Source organism: Brevibacterium renqingii (genome assembly GCF_017808105.1).
Lineage (GTDB): Bacteria > Actinomycetota > Actinomycetes > Actinomycetales > Brevibacteriaceae > Brevibacterium > Brevibacterium renqingii.
On record NZ_JADBHF010000007.1, the window covers coordinates 167,976 to 183,498 of the forward strand.

Genomic DNA, 15,523 nt, shown 5'->3' on the forward strand with positions numbered 1-15,523 from the left:
GAATCACCCGGGTCGGCTGTCGGCACGACTCGAGTCGGACACTTCGGACAGATATGAGGGCCTATGGGTTCCGAACGGCTCAGAACCGAGTGGACTTCGCGTTCGAATCGGTCGCCGCCTCGGCTCCGACGTCCACCTCGGAGGAATCGTGCGGCTTCTTCAGGCCGATCACCAGTCCCGCGACGGCCAGCGCGAAGCACACCGCCAGCCCCACGGTCAGTCCCGGTGCCGCCTGGTAGCCGGCTGCGAGAGCCTTGAAGCCGATGAGGCCGACCGTCGAGTAGATCGTCGCCCACATCGCGCCGCCGACGGCGAGCGCAGGCAGATACCGGCGATAGCTCATTCCGGTCGTCCCGGCGGCGAGGTTGAGCACCGTCTGGACTCCGATCATGAGGAAGCTCACCGCAATCACCGGCGCACCGTAGCGTTCGATCATCGCTTCGGCCCTCCGGTACTTCGGCCCCGACATGATCCGATCGACTCGTTCGATCTTCCGCATCCCGGACCGCGCCAGCCGCCCCAAAAGGAACGTTCCGCCGGCACGGGCGAGGATTATTCCGAAGAGGATGAGCCACGTGACGGCGACCGGGAATGACCAATTCAGTGGATTCATCGCGGCCGCCTTTCGTCTGATTCGAACCGTCTCGGAGAACTCGGGAGTGGAGTCGCGCGGAGTCGTCCTCCTCTGCCAATCCTACGCCATATGAGGTTAGTCTTGCCTCACTCCATGGCTCGCACGCGCATGATCCGCGCCACCCGTTCAGCTGGCTGAGCGAGTCCCGCCCAGCCACCCGGCGGCCGCCTGAGCGGGCCCCGCCGGGTCAGACGAGTTCGCCGGCGAGGTAGACCGCGTCCACTCGGTCTTCGATCCCCCGCACGCCGGCCGTCCGCAGATCGGCGTCGACGACGACCAGATCGGCCACCCCGCCTGCACCGAGGTGACCGATGCGGTCATCGTCGAGCACGCGTGCGGCCACCGAGGTTCCTGCGGCGAGCGCCTCCTCGGTCGAGAGCCCCACCTCGGCGAGCAGGCTGATCTCTTCGAGGTTCTCACCATGCGGGCCGACGCCGGCATCGGTGCCCATGGCGATCGGCACTCCTGCCTCATGCGCACGCACGATCGAGTTCCGGTGCGCCTCGACCACGCTGTGGGCTTTGTCCACGACCGAGACCGGCAGGCTCGCCCCCGCCTCAGCGGCCTTGATCACGGCTTGTGGGGCCTGCAGGGTCGGGACGAGGAACGTGCCGTGCTTGAGCATGAGGTCGATGGCCTCGTCATCGAGATAGATCCCGTGTTCGATCGAGCGGACACCGGCGCGGACGGCGTTCTTGATTCCCGGCGCTCCCTGCGCGTGGGACATCACATGTGCTCCCTGGGAGGCCGCCTCGGCGACGATGACGGCGATCTCTGCCTCCGTGAACTGGGAATGCCGCGGATCGTCCCGCGGTGAGAGCACTCCGCCGGTGGAGCAGATCTTGATGTGGTCGGCGCCGGCGCGCAGCAGTTCGCGGACCTTGCGCTGGACGCCTTCGAGGCCGTCGGCCACACCGGAGGGCCGGCCCGGGTGCGGAGACAGAAACGGCGATTCGGCACCGGAGACGAGGCGGAAGTCTCCGTGCCCGCCGGTCTGGGACATGATGTTCACCGCGATGGACAGACGCGGTCCGCGTACGATCCCGGTCTCCACGGCGACCTTCGCGCCGAGGTCGGTGCCGCCGGCATCCCGCACGGTGGTCACTCCGCCTTTGAGGGTGGCCTCCATGTGGGCCACGGAATTGTAGAACTGGAGGGAGAAGGGGTCATGGAAGTTCGAGGTGGCCGCCGCTCCGGAACTCGTCAGATGGACGTGGCAGTCGATGGCCCCCGGAATGATCGTCTTCCCCGCGCAGTCGATGAACTCGTCTTCGGCATGGTGCGAACCCTGACCGCCTTCCTTCACTGCGGCGACCTGCCCGCCGTCGATGACGACGTCGCGAGTGCCGGGCAGGAAACGGGTGCCGTCGAAGACCGTGGCGTGGGAAAGGACTGTGACCATGGGCGTGCTCCTCATCGTTGAAAGCCAAAGGGGTGACCGCGCGTGCCTCGGGTCCCGGACGCCTCGCGGCTGTCCGTCATCGACGGCCCGCAGACCGAGGTGATGCATTCGGTCTTCCACATCTATCACGGACGCTCACGGCTGCGCACCTGAAGCGGCCAGCGGAGAACGAGCGAGCAGATGCCGTGCTCGACCCGACCGGCCGACTGCTCGTGTGTCAGTCCCGGGCGAGGCTGCGCACCAGAACGTCGGAGTCTCCGCTGCGGCCGACGGAGACGAACCCGTGATCGGCGTAGAGCTTCGCCGCTCCGTTCCCGTCTTCGACGGAGAGGCTCACGGCGGGGAATCCGCTCATCCGTGCGAGTGTGCAGACGGTGTCGACGAGCACACCGCCGATCCCCTGCCCCTGATGCTCGGGCAGCACCGCGACGGACAGTTCGGGAATGTCGGCGGCGACCCAGCCGTAGCCGGTGAACGGGGTCTCGTCGGCATCGCTGAGGTCGGGAGCACTGTCGGCAGCAGCGGCGTCATCCGAGTTCGCGGCGGAATCAGCGGCAACGTCACCGGATGCATCGGCGGGCACGGTCTCGCTGCGGACCACCTCGGCGCCGGTCTTGCCCAGCGCTGCGGCGAAGTCACCGCCTACACCGTCATCGGCCTTTCCGACGACGTCGGTGATATCGGCCAGACGCACCCAGGCCAATCCGATGATCGGCGATCCGGGATCGGCTTCGGCGTGGGCTGCCACGGCGATGTCCCCGTGCCTGCCCCACCCGCGATAGTAGAAGGCCGCATCGGTGCGCTGACGGATCTCCGCGATTTCGATGCGGGGCCTGTCCATGGACCAGTTGAAGCACAGGTCGAGGAACGGCAGGAAGGTCTCTTCGTCGGTCTCGGCAGGCAGAGGACGGATCCGTCCGCGCAGCGTGGCGGCACCCGTCTCGGCGGGTTTGGGCTCCGATCCATGAGCGTCGTTCGGCCCAGCGTTCATGAGATTCCTTTCTCTACGGCGCGATCGATCCACGCCCGATTGCGGACGCGCCACCCCAGGGTCAGAGCCCGGAAACCGACGAATCCGATGCAGAATGCGGCCCAGAGCCCCGGTGCCCCAGGCCAGATGGCAACGACCGGAACGAGCAGGACGGCGTATCCGACCACAGCGACCAATTGTGCCAGAGCGAGGTACCGCGCGTCCTCGGCTCCCATGAGGACACCGTCGAGGACGAAGACGTATCCGGCGATCGGCATGCTCAGCGCGAGGACCGGCAGGAGCGCGCCGAGTGCATCCACGACCTGGGGGTCGGAGGCGAAGGCGCGCGGGATGATGCCCGATCCGGCGAAGAGGACGATGCCGACGACGATTCCGAAGACGATCCCCCATAGGCACAGGCGACGGTTGATCGCTGCCACCGCGTCGATGTTCTTTGCCCCCAGTTCGAGGCCGATCATCGCCTGTCCCGCGATCGCCAGCGAATCCAGGGCGAGCGCAAGGGCGAAGAACAGGCTCTGTGCGACCTGGATCGCGGCGAGGTCGGTGGTGCCTAAGGAGGTCGCGATGAACACGAGGATGATCAGTGCCGCGCGCAGAGAGGCATTGCGCACGAGCAGCCAACCGGAGGTCTTCGCCGAGGTGAACACTCCGGACCAGTCCGGTCGCACAGTGGCATGCAGACTCCTGGCCGCGCGGACGGAGATCACGAGATAGACCGTGCACATACCGGCCTGCGCGATGACCGTGCCCATCGCCGAGCCCGCCACACCCATATCGAGCCCGTAGATGAAGAGGGCGTTGAGGCCGATGTTCGCCACACATCCCGCCGCAGCGACGATCAGCGGAGTCTTCGTGTCCTGCAGTCCGCGCAGGAGTCCGGTGGCCGCGATGACTATGAGCATGAAAGGCAGACCCCACCACGAGATCGCCAGATAGGAGTGGGCGCCGTCGGTGATTCCCGGTCCTGGGTCGAAGGCCGCGATCGCCGTGTCCAGCAGTGGGAGGCCGATGATGATGAGCAGCACCGAGGTGCACAGCGCCAGCCAGATCCCATCGAAGCCCGCCGTGATCGCTCCTGCTCGGTCACCGGATCCCATCCGCTTCGCGACCCGAGGAGTCGTGGCATAGGCGAGGAAGATCATCAGGCCGAGGACCGTCTGCAGGATCGTCGATGCGATCGCCAGCGATCCCAGCGCACCCGCGCCGACGTGGCCGACCATGGCCGTGTCCGAGAGCAGGAAAATGGGTTCGGCGATCAGTGCTCCGAGTGCGGGAAGGGCCAAACGGAGAATGTCCTTGTCGATCGCAGCCACAGGTCGAGTCTAACGAAACCGGCGAGGACCTCGACAAACCCGAGACCGGCGCCCGGCGGTCGCGAGACTGTGGAGCGCGAGATCCCCCGGTCCCGGTGCGAATCCCTTTCTTTGGTGAGTGGCCGAGGCGGTCTCGTGTCAGTGGCAGGAGCGGTCTCGTGTCAGTGGCAGGAGCGGTCTCGTGTCAGTGGCAGGAGCGGTCTCGTGTCAGTGGCGCAGAGTACCGTTGATGATCAAACGCACCGAGGGCTTGGAGACGGTCATGGAACATACTAATCATGTTCGTTAGAGTGTTTCGTTCTATTTGTAATCGTATTGTGACATTCATATCAGGCGTTTGATTGTATAATTGAGTCAAGGATTTTTCTCGAGGGCCAGCTTCCACAGAGACGTGGAGAGGAGAAGCACCGATGAAGAACATCGGCAATGCGGACGATGCGACATCGAACCTGCACAGTGCTTCGCGGGATGCCGCGAGTGCTTCTTCTCCGTCCCAGTACCGCAGAGCGCACGGCCGGCGGCTGGAGATCGCGGAAGAGAACGACCTCGTCGACCTGCTCCGCGTGTATGCGGACAGCAGCCTCGCTCAGATCAAGTCCCTCATCGCGTCCAGCGAGATCGTCGTTCAAGACGTCGCCTATGTCCGTGGTCTCAAGAAGGGCGCCCCAGACCGCAACTATGCGTTCGCCTCTTTCACAGAGACTGTCGCTCGATATCGAAATCCCGAGCCTGTCACATCCGGCGCCAGTGCTGGCTCCCCCGATTCACCTGTACTCCGCCCCGATGCGGAGGCTCGCGCCTGGGAGGACGCTCTGGCTCAGACAGAGGCCGAATCCCGAACCACATCCCGGCGCCGCGGCAGAGGACGGAAGAAGGACCGGGCAGCAGGCCGACGCGTTCGCCGCGCGCGGAAGCAGGTCCAGGAGCTTCTCGACAACCCGCCTCCCCTGCCCGACTTCCCCGGTTACGACCCGAAGCTGACCTTCTTCACGTGGCTCCGCGGCAATATCGAAACGACCGAGGTCGGGGTGTACTCGAGTCTGCTCGGGGCCACGACGAGCAATTCGCTCAAACATCTGACCGCCTCGGTCACGCTCGCTCACGGTCTTCCGAAATTTCTGCGTCGTTGCCTCGACGGGGACTTCACCATCGAACACGTCGACTATGTGACCCGCCGTTGTCGTGACCTCCGCTTCGAGCACCTTCCCGTCATCGACGACTTCTTGGACAACAGACGTGCCGATATCACGATCGAGACGTTCAAACGTTCGGTCGCACTCAAGCTCGCCGCGACGCAGCCGCCCGAGGGCAGTCTGGAGAACGTCGCCTTTCGCCGCCGAGTCGACATCAGCACCGGTGATGACGGAACTGCCTACCTCACCCTGACCGGCCCCGCGCCCGAGCTCCAGGCGTGCTACAAACGGATCGAGGCGTTCGCACGCTCCGTCTGCAAGAGCAATACCGGCGCATTCTCCGATCAGTTGAAAGCGGGAGACTGCTTCGACGACGATCGCACGATCTCGGCACTGATGTTCGACATCCTCACCCGCACGAGGCCGCAGCTGAAGCTGCGTATCATCAGCACCGGCGACACCGACAGCGAACCGACGAGCACCGAATTCCCGCTCGATGGACTCTTCGCAGGTCCGGACGGCGTTCCGATGCACCACGGGGAGTCACTGCTCGACTACATCGAACGCGTCTTCGACGAGATGGACAGGAGCCGATACGCCCCAGACTCGACGCTCGAGTCCCCAGGGCCGGAGATGGACCCCACGCAGGCCGAACCGGAAACCGCGGAATCGATGTCAGGAACCGCAGGGGACCGCACCTTCGAGTCACAGATCCTCGAGGCCCTTCTCAGCAGCCGCACCTCGACGGGCCGCGTGGCAGGCAGCGATATGCATAACGCATTCTCTTCGCTGGTCGGAACTCGCGCTGCGGGAGCACGGCCCCGCACGGCAGGAGCCGACGAAACGGTGGTCGGAGCCACGGACGCCTTCGGAACCCCCATCCGCAGCGAAGGCGGAGGAAGAATCAGCTACGAGCTCCTCCTCGACATGCCGACGAATGAGTACTGGCTGTCGAATCAAGCACGTACGTTCATCACCGTCCCGATGCTCACACTGCTGAGCCAGTACCTTTCGGAAGCCGATGGCGAGGAAGCCCAGTTGTCAGCCGGACCACCCGGCACCGACGGCCGCCGCACAGCTTGCCATTGCGGCAGGTGCATCTGCGGGAGGGCAGGCGATCCTCCACACGGATCCGATCCTCCATACGAACCTGATCCTCCAGCCTGTGAGAGCGATGGCCCACCACGCGGACGCACCGTGCCCCCGCCACCGACCACGAAGAATCTGACCTCTCAGGAAGTGTGCGATCTTGCCGGCACGCTGCCGGACGGTTCACCGATCCCTGCCGACATGGCGCGCAGGGTCGCGGGCTACGCCAGCACCTGGACTCGCTTGCTCACCGACCCGGCAACCGGCACTCCAGTCGATGCGAAGGCATTGAGCTACACGATCCCCGAAAGCATTCGAAAGACCCTCATCGCGCAGTATGTGTCCTGCACGTTCCCAGGGTGCACTCTGCCCGCCGAGACCGCCGAGGTCGACCATATAGACCCCTTCGACCACGACGAACCCAGCCGGGGAGGCCTCACACGCTTCGGTAACCTGCACTGTCTCTGCAAGCAGCACCACCAGGCGAAGACCGACGGGAAGTTCGACGTCAGGATGACCGCGCCCGGCCACCTGGAATATGTGTTCCGCCGCGGTGTCGCCGTCGAAGTGGAAGCACCTGACAATCCTCTCAACGTCGAACACGCCCGGCTGTTCCTCGAACGCTTCGGCAGTGCGCTGCCTCGGCCGAATCGTGCACCCGCGCCTTCTCCTGACCCCGCTGCGAAAGCGGAACCGCCTTCGCCAGGAGCGCGAAGGAAAGCCCGTGAATGCCCCGAACCGGCCGCCGCGCACGGGCAGCCGGGATGGAAGGAGGCCGTGCCCGGCTTCGCCAACGGATTCGGCGACACTGCCCCGGCCTGCGATGACTCAGCCGAACTCCGTGACTGGTTCTGGGACTCCGGCGAGCCCCCACCGTTCTGAGGCAATGACCATGCGGCAATGGCCAGACGGTACGACACAAGCCGGTGGCATATGGCCACACATACGACACAAGCCGGTGGCATTCGACTCTGAACAGAGCCGAATGCCACCGGCTTTGACCTGCATCTCCCCGGCAGGAACACAGGCACCGGCAGTCGGCGTGAACCGCCTCGCCGACATCATCCTGAGGTCAGCAGACTTCGAACAGTCCTGCCGCGCCCTGCCCGCCGCCGATGCACATCGTGACCACGACGTATTTCGCGCCACGGCGACGGCCCTCGATGAGAGCGTGCCCGACGAGACGAGCTCCGGTCATCCCGTAGGGGTGCCCGACCGAGATGCCCCCGCCGTCGACGTTGTACTTCTCCGGATCGATTCCGAGTCGGTCACGGCAGTACAGGGTCTGCACCGCGAATGCCTCGTTGAGCTCCCACAGATCGATGTCATCGATGGACAGCCCATGTGTCTTCAGCAGCTTCGGGATGGCGAAGACAGGGCCGATGCCCATCTCATCCGGTTCGCATCCGGCCACTGCCATCCCGCGGTAGATGCCCATCGGCTCGAGACCACGCCTGCTGGCTTCCTCGCTCGACATGAGCACCGAGGCCGAAGCACCGTCGGAGAGCTGCGAAGCGTTGCCGGCGGTGATGCTCGGAACCTTCGACGCCACACCGGGCTCGAGCACCGGATTGAGGCCGGCCAGGCTCTCCAGCGTCGTGGTCGGGCGATTGCCCTCATCGGCCTCGAGCGTGACGTCCTGTCGCGAGGTCTCCTTCGTCTCCTTGTCGACCGCGACCTTCGTGGTCGGCAGCGGCACGATCTCCTCATCGAAGCGACCGGCCTCCTGCGCGGCCGCGGTGCGCCGCTGGGAGGTCAGCGAATACTCGTCCTGCGCCTCACGACTGACGCCATAGCGTTCAGCGACCACCTCGGCGGTGGCCAGCATCGGATAGTAGATGCCTGGAACGTGCTCCTCGAGCCAGGGATCCTTCGCCCTGAACGTGTTCATCTTGTCGTTCTGCACCAGCGATACCGACTCGACGCCTCCGCCGACGGCGATCTCCTGCCCGTCGAAGAGGATCTGCTTCGCGGCGGTGGCGATCGCCATCAGCCCCGAGGAGCACTGTCGATCGATCGACATGCCGGGTACAGTGACCGGCAGTCCGGCGCGCAGTACGGCCTGCCTGGCGACATTCGTGCCCTGGCTGCCCTGCTGAAGGGCGGCACCGAGGATGACATCCTCGACCTCCCCGCCCTCCAAACCGGCACGTTCGACGGCATGCTTGACTGCGTGCCCTGCCAACTCCTGCGCCTGAGTGTCGTTGAACGCACCGCGGTAGGCCTTGCCGATCGGCGTGCGGGCCGTCGAGACGATGACTGCTTCTCTCATGGGTCAAACCTTTCAATGTTCTCGGACTCCGTGTCCGAAGTTCGTGGGTGGTGCGTCCTCCATGCAGGAGGAAACGGCTCATTCGCCCGAGTCAGTCCTTCGGGCCGCCGGCGACGTAGATGACCTGGCCGGAGACGAAACCGGCACCCTCGGATGCGAGGAAAGAGGCCGTATGGGCGATGTCCTCGGGCTTGCCCGACCGTGCAACGGGAATCTCCTTGGCAGCGGCGGCGACGAAATCGTCGAAGCTCATCCCCACGCGCTCAGCGGTCGCCTTGGTCATATCGGTCTCGATGAAGCCTGGAGCGATGGCGTTCGCTGTGACGCCGAACTTGCCGAGCTCGATCGCCCAGGTCTTCGTGATTCCCTGAATGCCGGCCTTGGCAGCGGAATAGTTCGTCTGCCCCCGATTGCCGAGCGCCGACGTCGAGGACATCGAGATGATGCGCCCGAACTTCTCCTCGACCATGTACGACTGCACCGCCTTGGCCATGAGGAAAGCCCCGCCGAGGTGGACGGAGAGGACCTTGTTGAACTCCTCGTGCGTCATCTTGAAGAGGAGATTGTCGCGCAGGACGCCGGCGTTGTTGACCAGCACCGTCGGAGCGCCCAGGGTGTCTGCGACCTGCTTGACCGCAGCATTGACCGATTCCTCGTCGGAGACGTCGGCCTCGAGACCGAGCGCCTCTCCCCCGTCGGCCTTGATCGCCGCGACGGTGTCGTCGGTCGGCCCCATGTCGAGAACGGCGACCTTGAGTCCGTCAGCGCCGAGGCGCTTGGCGATTGCGGCGCCGATGCCGCGTCCGCCGCCGGTGACGATTGCTGTCCGAGTCATATTCGTGCTCCTCACGAGGGTGGTCTCAAGTGTCCGTTTCACATCGCGCCATCGGCCGCTGTCCACGATTGCTCCGCTGCAGGTGTGACCGAGATCTCTTGCGCAACTGCTCCCACTCTAGACCACAGAACGCGCTGAACGATTGATTGCTCAGAGTATGGGCAGTTCGGTTCGCCCCCAGCGTCGAAGATCCATCGCGCCTCACCACGCAGAGGTTCTCCAAGCGCCAGACCTCGGCTTTTGTCCGCCCGGCCAGCTCAATCGCGCAGATTATCGAACGTTCAGAAATCTCGTGCAAAACCATTGACTTAGCAAAATGGATTTGGGATGGTTCAAATCAGTCGCAGTCAATTTCGTGTCGACCACGACTCCGGGAACCGTCACCGATGACGTCTCGGGCACTGTGCGGAGCGGTCTCGCTCCAGGAGCTTTTCAAAGGAGAAAAGATGAACTCTGTCCCGCGAAGCCGCCGTCATAGGCTTCTGGCATCCGCAGCAATAGGCACACTCGCATTGTCGATGGCCGCCTGCGGTGGTGGAGGAAGTGGCGATGGAGACACCGTTGTCATCGGCTATACCGGCCCACTCAGCGGCGGCGGCGCCGCCTATGGCGAGAACGTGCAGATCGGCCTCGAGATGGCCATCGACGATCTCAACGCGGACGGAGTCGAAGTCGATGGCGAACCCGTCACTCTCGAACTGAAGTCCCTTGACGACAAGTACGCTCCGTCGACAGCTGCAAGCAATGCCCAGCGCCTGGCCGATCAGGACAAAGCTCCTGTCGTCGTCTCTCCCAATGCCGGAGCGATCAAAGCGATCCAGCAGATCAACAGCGGACGGTCGAACTTCCTGATCTCTGCCTACACATCCGATCCGGCCATCGTGCAGTCGGACAACCCCCTGACGATGATGATTCCTCCGAACTTCGAATCCTACGCAGCCGAGTTCACCGAGACAGCGATGAAGCACGGAGGGAAGAAGCTCGCTCTGCTCGGGACCCAAAGCGAGTACGGCCAGCAGTGGACCGAGTCGATCACTGATGCGTGGAAGGACGCGGGAGGGAAGATCGGTGGGGACAACAGCGTCGACTACGCCACCGTGTCCGACTTCGCCGGTCCGGTGTCCAAGGCCCTGGCCGAGAAGCCAGATGCGATCTTCGTCGGAGGGCCTTCGCAGCCGACCGCGCTGATCATGGAAGAAGCTCGCAAGCAGGGTTTCGAGGGCAGTTTCCTCGTCATGGATCAGGCCAAACTCGATGAGATGGCAACTGTGACGAAGCTCGACAACCTCAAGAACTCGGTCGGGGTGCTGCCGGTCTCGGAGTACGAGGACCCAGGTACCGCGGACTTCCTCAAGAAGTACGCCGATAAGGCCGGAGACAAGAAGGTCCCGACCAGCGAAACCGCTCTGAACTACCAAGGCATCGCGATCATCGCCAAAGCCATGGAGGTCTCAGGCTCGGTCGACGATCCGGAGAAGATCCGCGCAGCCATCTCCGATGCGCTGCCCGAGGTCGACGACAAGTACAAGGTCAACGGCTTCCCGGAGGAGATCACCGAACAGGGACATCTGCTCAACCCCAACCTGGAAGCCACCTACCTCGATGATGAGGGCAAGTACACGAAGGTGCCCATCGAACAGGTCTCCGACAATAAGTGACCTTCACCTGCGGCACGCCTGAGGGCGGGGCATACCGGCTGTGCCCCGCCTTCGCTGCCCTCATGCTTGCAGAGGACCCAGATCTTCATGACTCTCTTCATCCAACAGCTCTTCAACGGCCTCGCGCTGGGCGGCGTCTACTGTCTCGCCGCGATCGGCCTGACACTGGTATTCGGAGTGCTGCGCATTCCCAACCTGGCTCACGGAGCACTGTATATGCTCGGTGCCTACATCACTTACTTCTTCCTGACGACGCTCGGTGTTCCCTACATCGCCGCCATCGGCATCGCGGCGCTGCTGCTCTTCGTCGTCGGCGTCGGGCTCGAGCGTCTCGTCTTCCATCCACTGCGCAACTCTCCGCACACTCACCACATGATCGCCGCGGTCGGCGCGATGTTCTTCTTCCAAGCTCTGGCCCAAGCGATCTGGGGAGCTGATTTCCGTCGGATGAAGACACCGATCACAGGTGGATTGGACATCCTCGGCGCGGAGATCTCCGCTCAGCGGATCGTGATCATCGTGACCGCGGTGATCGTGCTGGCGCTTCTGGCCTGGTTCATCAAGCGTTCCATTCACGGCCAGACGATCGAGGCGATCGAACAGGACCGGATCGGCGCGTCCCTCGTCGGAATCAGCCCTTCGATGGTCTCGATGCTGACCTTGGGGCTCTCCGCCCTCCTGGCGACCGTCGCGGCCGGCCTGGTCGCCCCGATCAACCTGCTCTCGCCGACCATGGGCGATGCCCTCAACCTCAAGGTCTTCGCGATCATCATCCTCGGTGGGCTCGGCTCCCTGCCCGGCGCCATCGTCGGAGGCTTCGCCCTTGCCCTCGCCGAGACGATGACAGCGACCTATATTTCCTCGGCCGTCGGAGAGGCAGTCGCATTCATCGTGTTGGTCGCAGTCCTGGCCATCAAACCCACGGGCCTGTTCACGAAGGCGGTGCAACGATGAACGCGTTGAAGAACCCTCGTCTCCTCGGCACTTTCGCCGTCGTCGTCCTCATCGGCGCGGCGCCGGCGGTCTTCGCCGGAGAGAACTACGCCATGCGAGTCATCACCGTCGGAATGTGCGCCGCGATCGCTGTCTACGGTCTCAACATCATCCTCGGCTTCACCGGACAGCTGTCATTGGCGCAAGGCGGATTCTTCGGCATCGGCGCGTACGGGGTCGGGCTGCTCACCACCGACTACGACTGGTCGTTCTGGTCAGCGTTCTTCGTTTCGGTCATCGGCACAGCCGTCATCGGCTACCTGTGCGGTCTCATCGCGCTGCGCACGAAGGACGAGTACTTCGCCATATTCACGATGGCCATCGGCTTCATCATCTTCCTGGTCATCAGCCGTTGGGAAGCCGTCACTCATGCGCATTCGGGGGTCAACAACGTCAAATTCCCCGAGGGTGCGGGGATCGTCGATTTCAGCTCGCCGATCGCGATGTTCTATCTCGTCTTCCTCGTCCTGCTCATCTGCATCTACATCACCCATGCGATCCGCCGCTCGAGTGTGGGCAGGACCCTGTTGACGATCAGGACCAGCGAGGATCTCGCCGATGCGATCGGCGTGCGGGTCGGCTTCAGCAAGCAGCTCGCGTTCGCAGCCTCGGCGGTCTTCGGAGGCATCGGCGGCGGGCTCTACGCCACGGTCGTCGGCTTCATCGGTCCCGATGCCGCCTCGATCGACAAGACCTTCGAGTTCCTCATGTTCATCCTCGTCGGCGGAATGGGAACGGTCGCGGGCCCCCTCTTGGGGAGCATGATCGTGACGTTCCTGTTCGAACTCTTCCAGGATTTCCAGGCCTATCGCTTCATCGTGCTGGGACCGATCATCGTAGCTCTCGTCATCTTCGCGCCCCGTGGGATCATCGGCTACCTCGGCGAATTCATCGACAGACGCAATCGGCGCAGACGGCTCGCAGGCATGCGGCGATCGCCGAAAGAAACCGGGCCGGATGGACGATCTGCTGCACCGACTGCGGAGACCATGACAGAGTCCGGCGCCGGAACGACGTCCGAGGAGACGAAATGACACTGCTCGAAGTACGCGGACTCGGCAAACGCTTCGGCGGGCTCGACGCGGTCAAAAGCGTCGACCTCGATGTGGATGAAGGCAGGATCACTGCGGTGATCGGCCCCAACGGAGCGGGCAAATCGACTCTGTTCAACCTCATCCACGGCTTCTATCACCCCACGGCCGGAACGGTCACGTTCAGGGGCGATGACATAACGCATTCCTCCCCGCACCGGACGGTGGCCGGAGGAATCGCTCGCACCTTTCAGACGACGAACCTGTTCGAAGACAGCACCGTATTGGAGAACGTCCTGGCCGGCCGGATCGTACGGTCGAAATCCACCATCTTCGATGCGGTCTTTCACACGCCGCGTCATCGTCGTGAGTCGCGGGTCAACGAGGACAAGGCGATGGAGGCCCTCGAATACTGCGGGATCGCCGAACATCGCCACGACCTGGCCTCCAATGTTCCCCAGGAAGTGCAGAAGCGGACGGCAGTCGCGATGGCTCTGGCCACCGAGCCCGAGCTGCTCCTGCTCGATGAGCCGGCCGGAGGCATACCCGAGGAGGAGACAGCGGACTTCGGCGACCTCATCCGCTCTCTGCCGGGACAAGGGGTCTCCGTCCTTCTCGTCGAACACAAGATGACCATGATCATGGGCCTCGCGGACACGATCCTCGTTCTCGATCACGGGCAGAAGCTCGCGCTCGGAACGCCGGCGGAGATTCAGTCGAACCCGGACGTGATCCGCGCCTATCTCGGATCTTCGACAGATGAGGAGAACTGATGCTCACCCTCGACAACGTCAGCACGGGATACGACGCCACCGATGTTCTTCACGGCGTGAGCATCACTGCCCGCCCCGGCGAGCTCACAGTCATCCTCGGTGCCAACGGATCAGGGAAGACGACCCTGTTCAAGACGATCAGCGGTCTCATGCCGGTCCGATCCGGCTCTGTCGACTACGAGGGGCGCAAGCTCCACCGTGCTCGACCGAATGCGATCGTCAAAGCGGGGATCGCTCACTGTCCCGAAGGACGCCACCTGTTCGGGAAGATGTCGGTGGAGAAGAATCTGCGCTTGGGGTCCTACCCTCATCGGAACAGTTCCCGCACAGAGGAGATCTACGCTCAGGTGCTCGAACTGTTCCCGATTCTGGGCGAGAAGGCGAAGCAGCCCGCCGGTTCGCTCTCGGGCGGTCAGCAGCAGATGGTCGCCATCGGAAGAGCGCTGATGTCGGATCCGAGTCTGCTCATCCTCGACGAGCCTTCGATGGGCCTGGCACCGATCATCGTCGAACAAGTGCTCGCCTCTGTGGCGCAGATCAACGACCGAGGCATCGGAGTCCTCCTCAGTGAGCAGAACGCGAAGGCATCGCTCGCGATCGCTCACCGCGGCTATGTCCTCGCTGAAGGACGGGTCGTCCTCGCCGATGACGCTTCTCGGCTGCTGGACAATCCCGACGTCCAGGCCGCCTACCTCGGGCTGTGAATTCCGATCGGCCTCGCCGAGGTGGTCCCCCGACTCCCCGATCTGGGGCTCTGCGGCAGACCTCTCATTCGTCGAGGAAACGCGAGACGTCACCAGCACCGACGCGGGCCACTTCAGGGAATTTGCCGGTGAAGTCGATGACCGAGGTCGGCACGACACCGGGAACTCCGGATTCGATGACGACATCGAGATCGTTGCCGAGCTGGTCCATCACATCCTCGGCGTGGGTGAGCGGGTCCTCATCGCCGGGCAGCAGCAGGGTCGATGACAGGATCGGCTCGCCCATCGCCTCGACGAGGGACAGGGCGGTGACGTTCTGCGGGATTCGAGCTCCGACCGAATGCTTCTTCGGATGCATCATCCGGCGCGGGACCTCCTTCGTCGCCTTCATGATGAACGTGTACGGACCGGGCGTCATCGATTTGATGGCTCGGAAGTCCGCATTGCCGACGATGACGAACTGTCCCAGCTGGGCGAAGTCGTGGCACATCAGTGTGAAGTGGTGCTTCGAGCCGAGGTGGCGGATGCGGGTGATCCGCTCGATGCCCTCCTTGTTGTCCAAGGCGCAGCCGAGCGCGTAGCAGGAGTCCGTGGGATAGGCGATCAGCCCTCCGCTTCTCAAGGACTCAGCGGCCTTCTCGATCAGTCGGTTCTGTGGGTTCTCCGGATGGATATTCAGTAGTGTCGCCATACTT

General features: G+C 63.7%; 13 protein-coding genes. 6 read left to right on the forward strand and 7 right to left on the reverse strand.

Features of this window, described 5'->3' with window-relative positions; all coding sequences use genetic code 11:
* Positions 1 to 79: 79 nt before the first annotated feature.
* The 4 genes from IHE57_RS09175 to IHE57_RS09190 form a co-directional block, all read right to left on the reverse strand.
* Positions 80 to 613, reverse strand: coding sequence for a DedA family protein (locus tag IHE57_RS09175; RefSeq protein WP_209324665.1), 534 nt, complete (start codon positions 611 to 613; stop codon positions 80 to 82).
* 208 nt (positions 614 to 821) lie between these two features.
* Complete coding sequence (locus IHE57_RS09180) at positions 822 to 2,036, reverse strand: metal-dependent hydrolase family protein (RefSeq protein ID WP_209372601.1); 1,215 nt, start codon at positions 2,034 to 2,036, stop codon at positions 822 to 824.
* A 217-nt stretch (positions 2,037 to 2,253) separates the two neighbouring features.
* The gene (locus IHE57_RS09185) at positions 2,254 to 3,027 is read right to left on the reverse strand and encodes a GNAT family N-acetyltransferase (RefSeq protein WP_209372603.1); all 774 of its coding nucleotides are present in this window, start codon (positions 3,025 to 3,027) and stop codon (positions 2,254 to 2,256) included.
* Complete coding sequence (locus tag IHE57_RS09190; RefSeq protein WP_209372606.1) at positions 3,024 to 4,340, reverse strand: MATE family efflux transporter; 1,317 nt, start codon at positions 4,338 to 4,340, stop codon at positions 3,024 to 3,026. The genes IHE57_RS09185 and IHE57_RS09190 overlap by 4 nt, the downstream gene beginning before the upstream one ends.
* A 410-nt stretch (positions 4,341 to 4,750) precedes the next feature.
* On the opposite strand from IHE57_RS09190, the gene IHE57_RS16360 reads away from it, so the two are divergent.
* Positions 4,751 to 7,444 (forward strand): HNH endonuclease signature motif containing protein, encoded by a 2,694-nt coding sequence (locus IHE57_RS16360; protein WP_253720100.1) that lies wholly within the window; start codon positions 4,751 to 4,753, stop codon positions 7,442 to 7,444.
* 190 nt (positions 7,445 to 7,634) lie between these two features.
* Here IHE57_RS16360 and IHE57_RS09200 read toward each other — a convergent pair whose 3' ends face one another.
* Together IHE57_RS09200 and IHE57_RS09205 are read right to left on the reverse strand one after the other, a co-directional pair.
* Entirely contained in the window at positions 7,635 to 8,834 is a 1,200-nt protein-coding gene (locus IHE57_RS09200) for an acetyl-CoA C-acyltransferase (protein ID WP_209372608.1), read from the reverse strand.
* Between the two features lie 91 nt (positions 8,835 to 8,925).
* Positions 8,926 to 9,669 carry an SDR family oxidoreductase gene (locus IHE57_RS09205; RefSeq protein ID WP_209324660.1) on the reverse strand — a complete coding sequence of 248 codons (744 nt, stop codon included), beginning with the start codon at positions 9,667 to 9,669 and terminating at the stop codon, positions 8,926 to 8,928.
* A gap of 446 nt (positions 9,670 to 10,115) precedes the next feature.
* Between IHE57_RS09205 and IHE57_RS09210 the strand changes: the two genes are divergently transcribed.
* The 5 genes from IHE57_RS09210 (at position 10,116) to IHE57_RS09230 (ending at position 14,828) form a co-directional block, all read left to right on the forward strand.
* On the forward strand, positions 10,116 to 11,327 hold the full coding sequence (locus IHE57_RS09210) for an ABC transporter substrate-binding protein (protein WP_209372610.1): 1,212 nt from the start codon (positions 10,116 to 10,118) through the stop codon (positions 11,325 to 11,327).
* Between the two features lie 87 nt (positions 11,328 to 11,414).
* Positions 11,415 to 12,281, forward strand: coding sequence for a branched-chain amino acid ABC transporter permease (locus IHE57_RS09215; RefSeq protein WP_209324658.1), 867 nt, complete (start codon positions 11,415 to 11,417; stop codon positions 12,279 to 12,281).
* Complete coding sequence (locus IHE57_RS09220) at positions 12,278 to 13,354, forward strand: branched-chain amino acid ABC transporter permease (protein WP_209372612.1); 1,077 nt, start codon at positions 12,278 to 12,280, stop codon at positions 13,352 to 13,354. The genes IHE57_RS09215 and IHE57_RS09220 overlap by 4 nt, the downstream gene beginning before the upstream one ends.
* Positions 13,351 to 14,124 (forward strand): ABC transporter ATP-binding protein, encoded by a 774-nt coding sequence (locus tag IHE57_RS09225; RefSeq protein ID WP_209372619.1) that lies wholly within the window; start codon positions 13,351 to 13,353, stop codon positions 14,122 to 14,124. The genes IHE57_RS09220 and IHE57_RS09225 overlap by 4 nt, the downstream gene beginning before the upstream one ends.
* A complete protein-coding gene (locus IHE57_RS09230; protein ID WP_209324655.1) occupies positions 14,124 to 14,828 on the forward strand; it encodes an ABC transporter ATP-binding protein in 705 nt (234 codons plus the stop codon). Before IHE57_RS09225 ends, IHE57_RS09230 begins: the two co-directional genes overlap by 1 nt.
* Positions 14,829 to 14,892: 64 nt before the next feature.
* Here IHE57_RS09230 and IHE57_RS09235 read toward each other — a convergent pair whose 3' ends face one another.
* Positions 14,893 to 15,519 carry an L-threonylcarbamoyladenylate synthase gene (locus IHE57_RS09235; protein WP_209324654.1) on the reverse strand — a complete coding sequence of 209 codons (627 nt, stop codon included), beginning with the start codon at positions 15,517 to 15,519 and terminating at the stop codon, positions 14,893 to 14,895.
* Positions 15,520 to 15,523 lie beyond the last annotated feature (4 nt).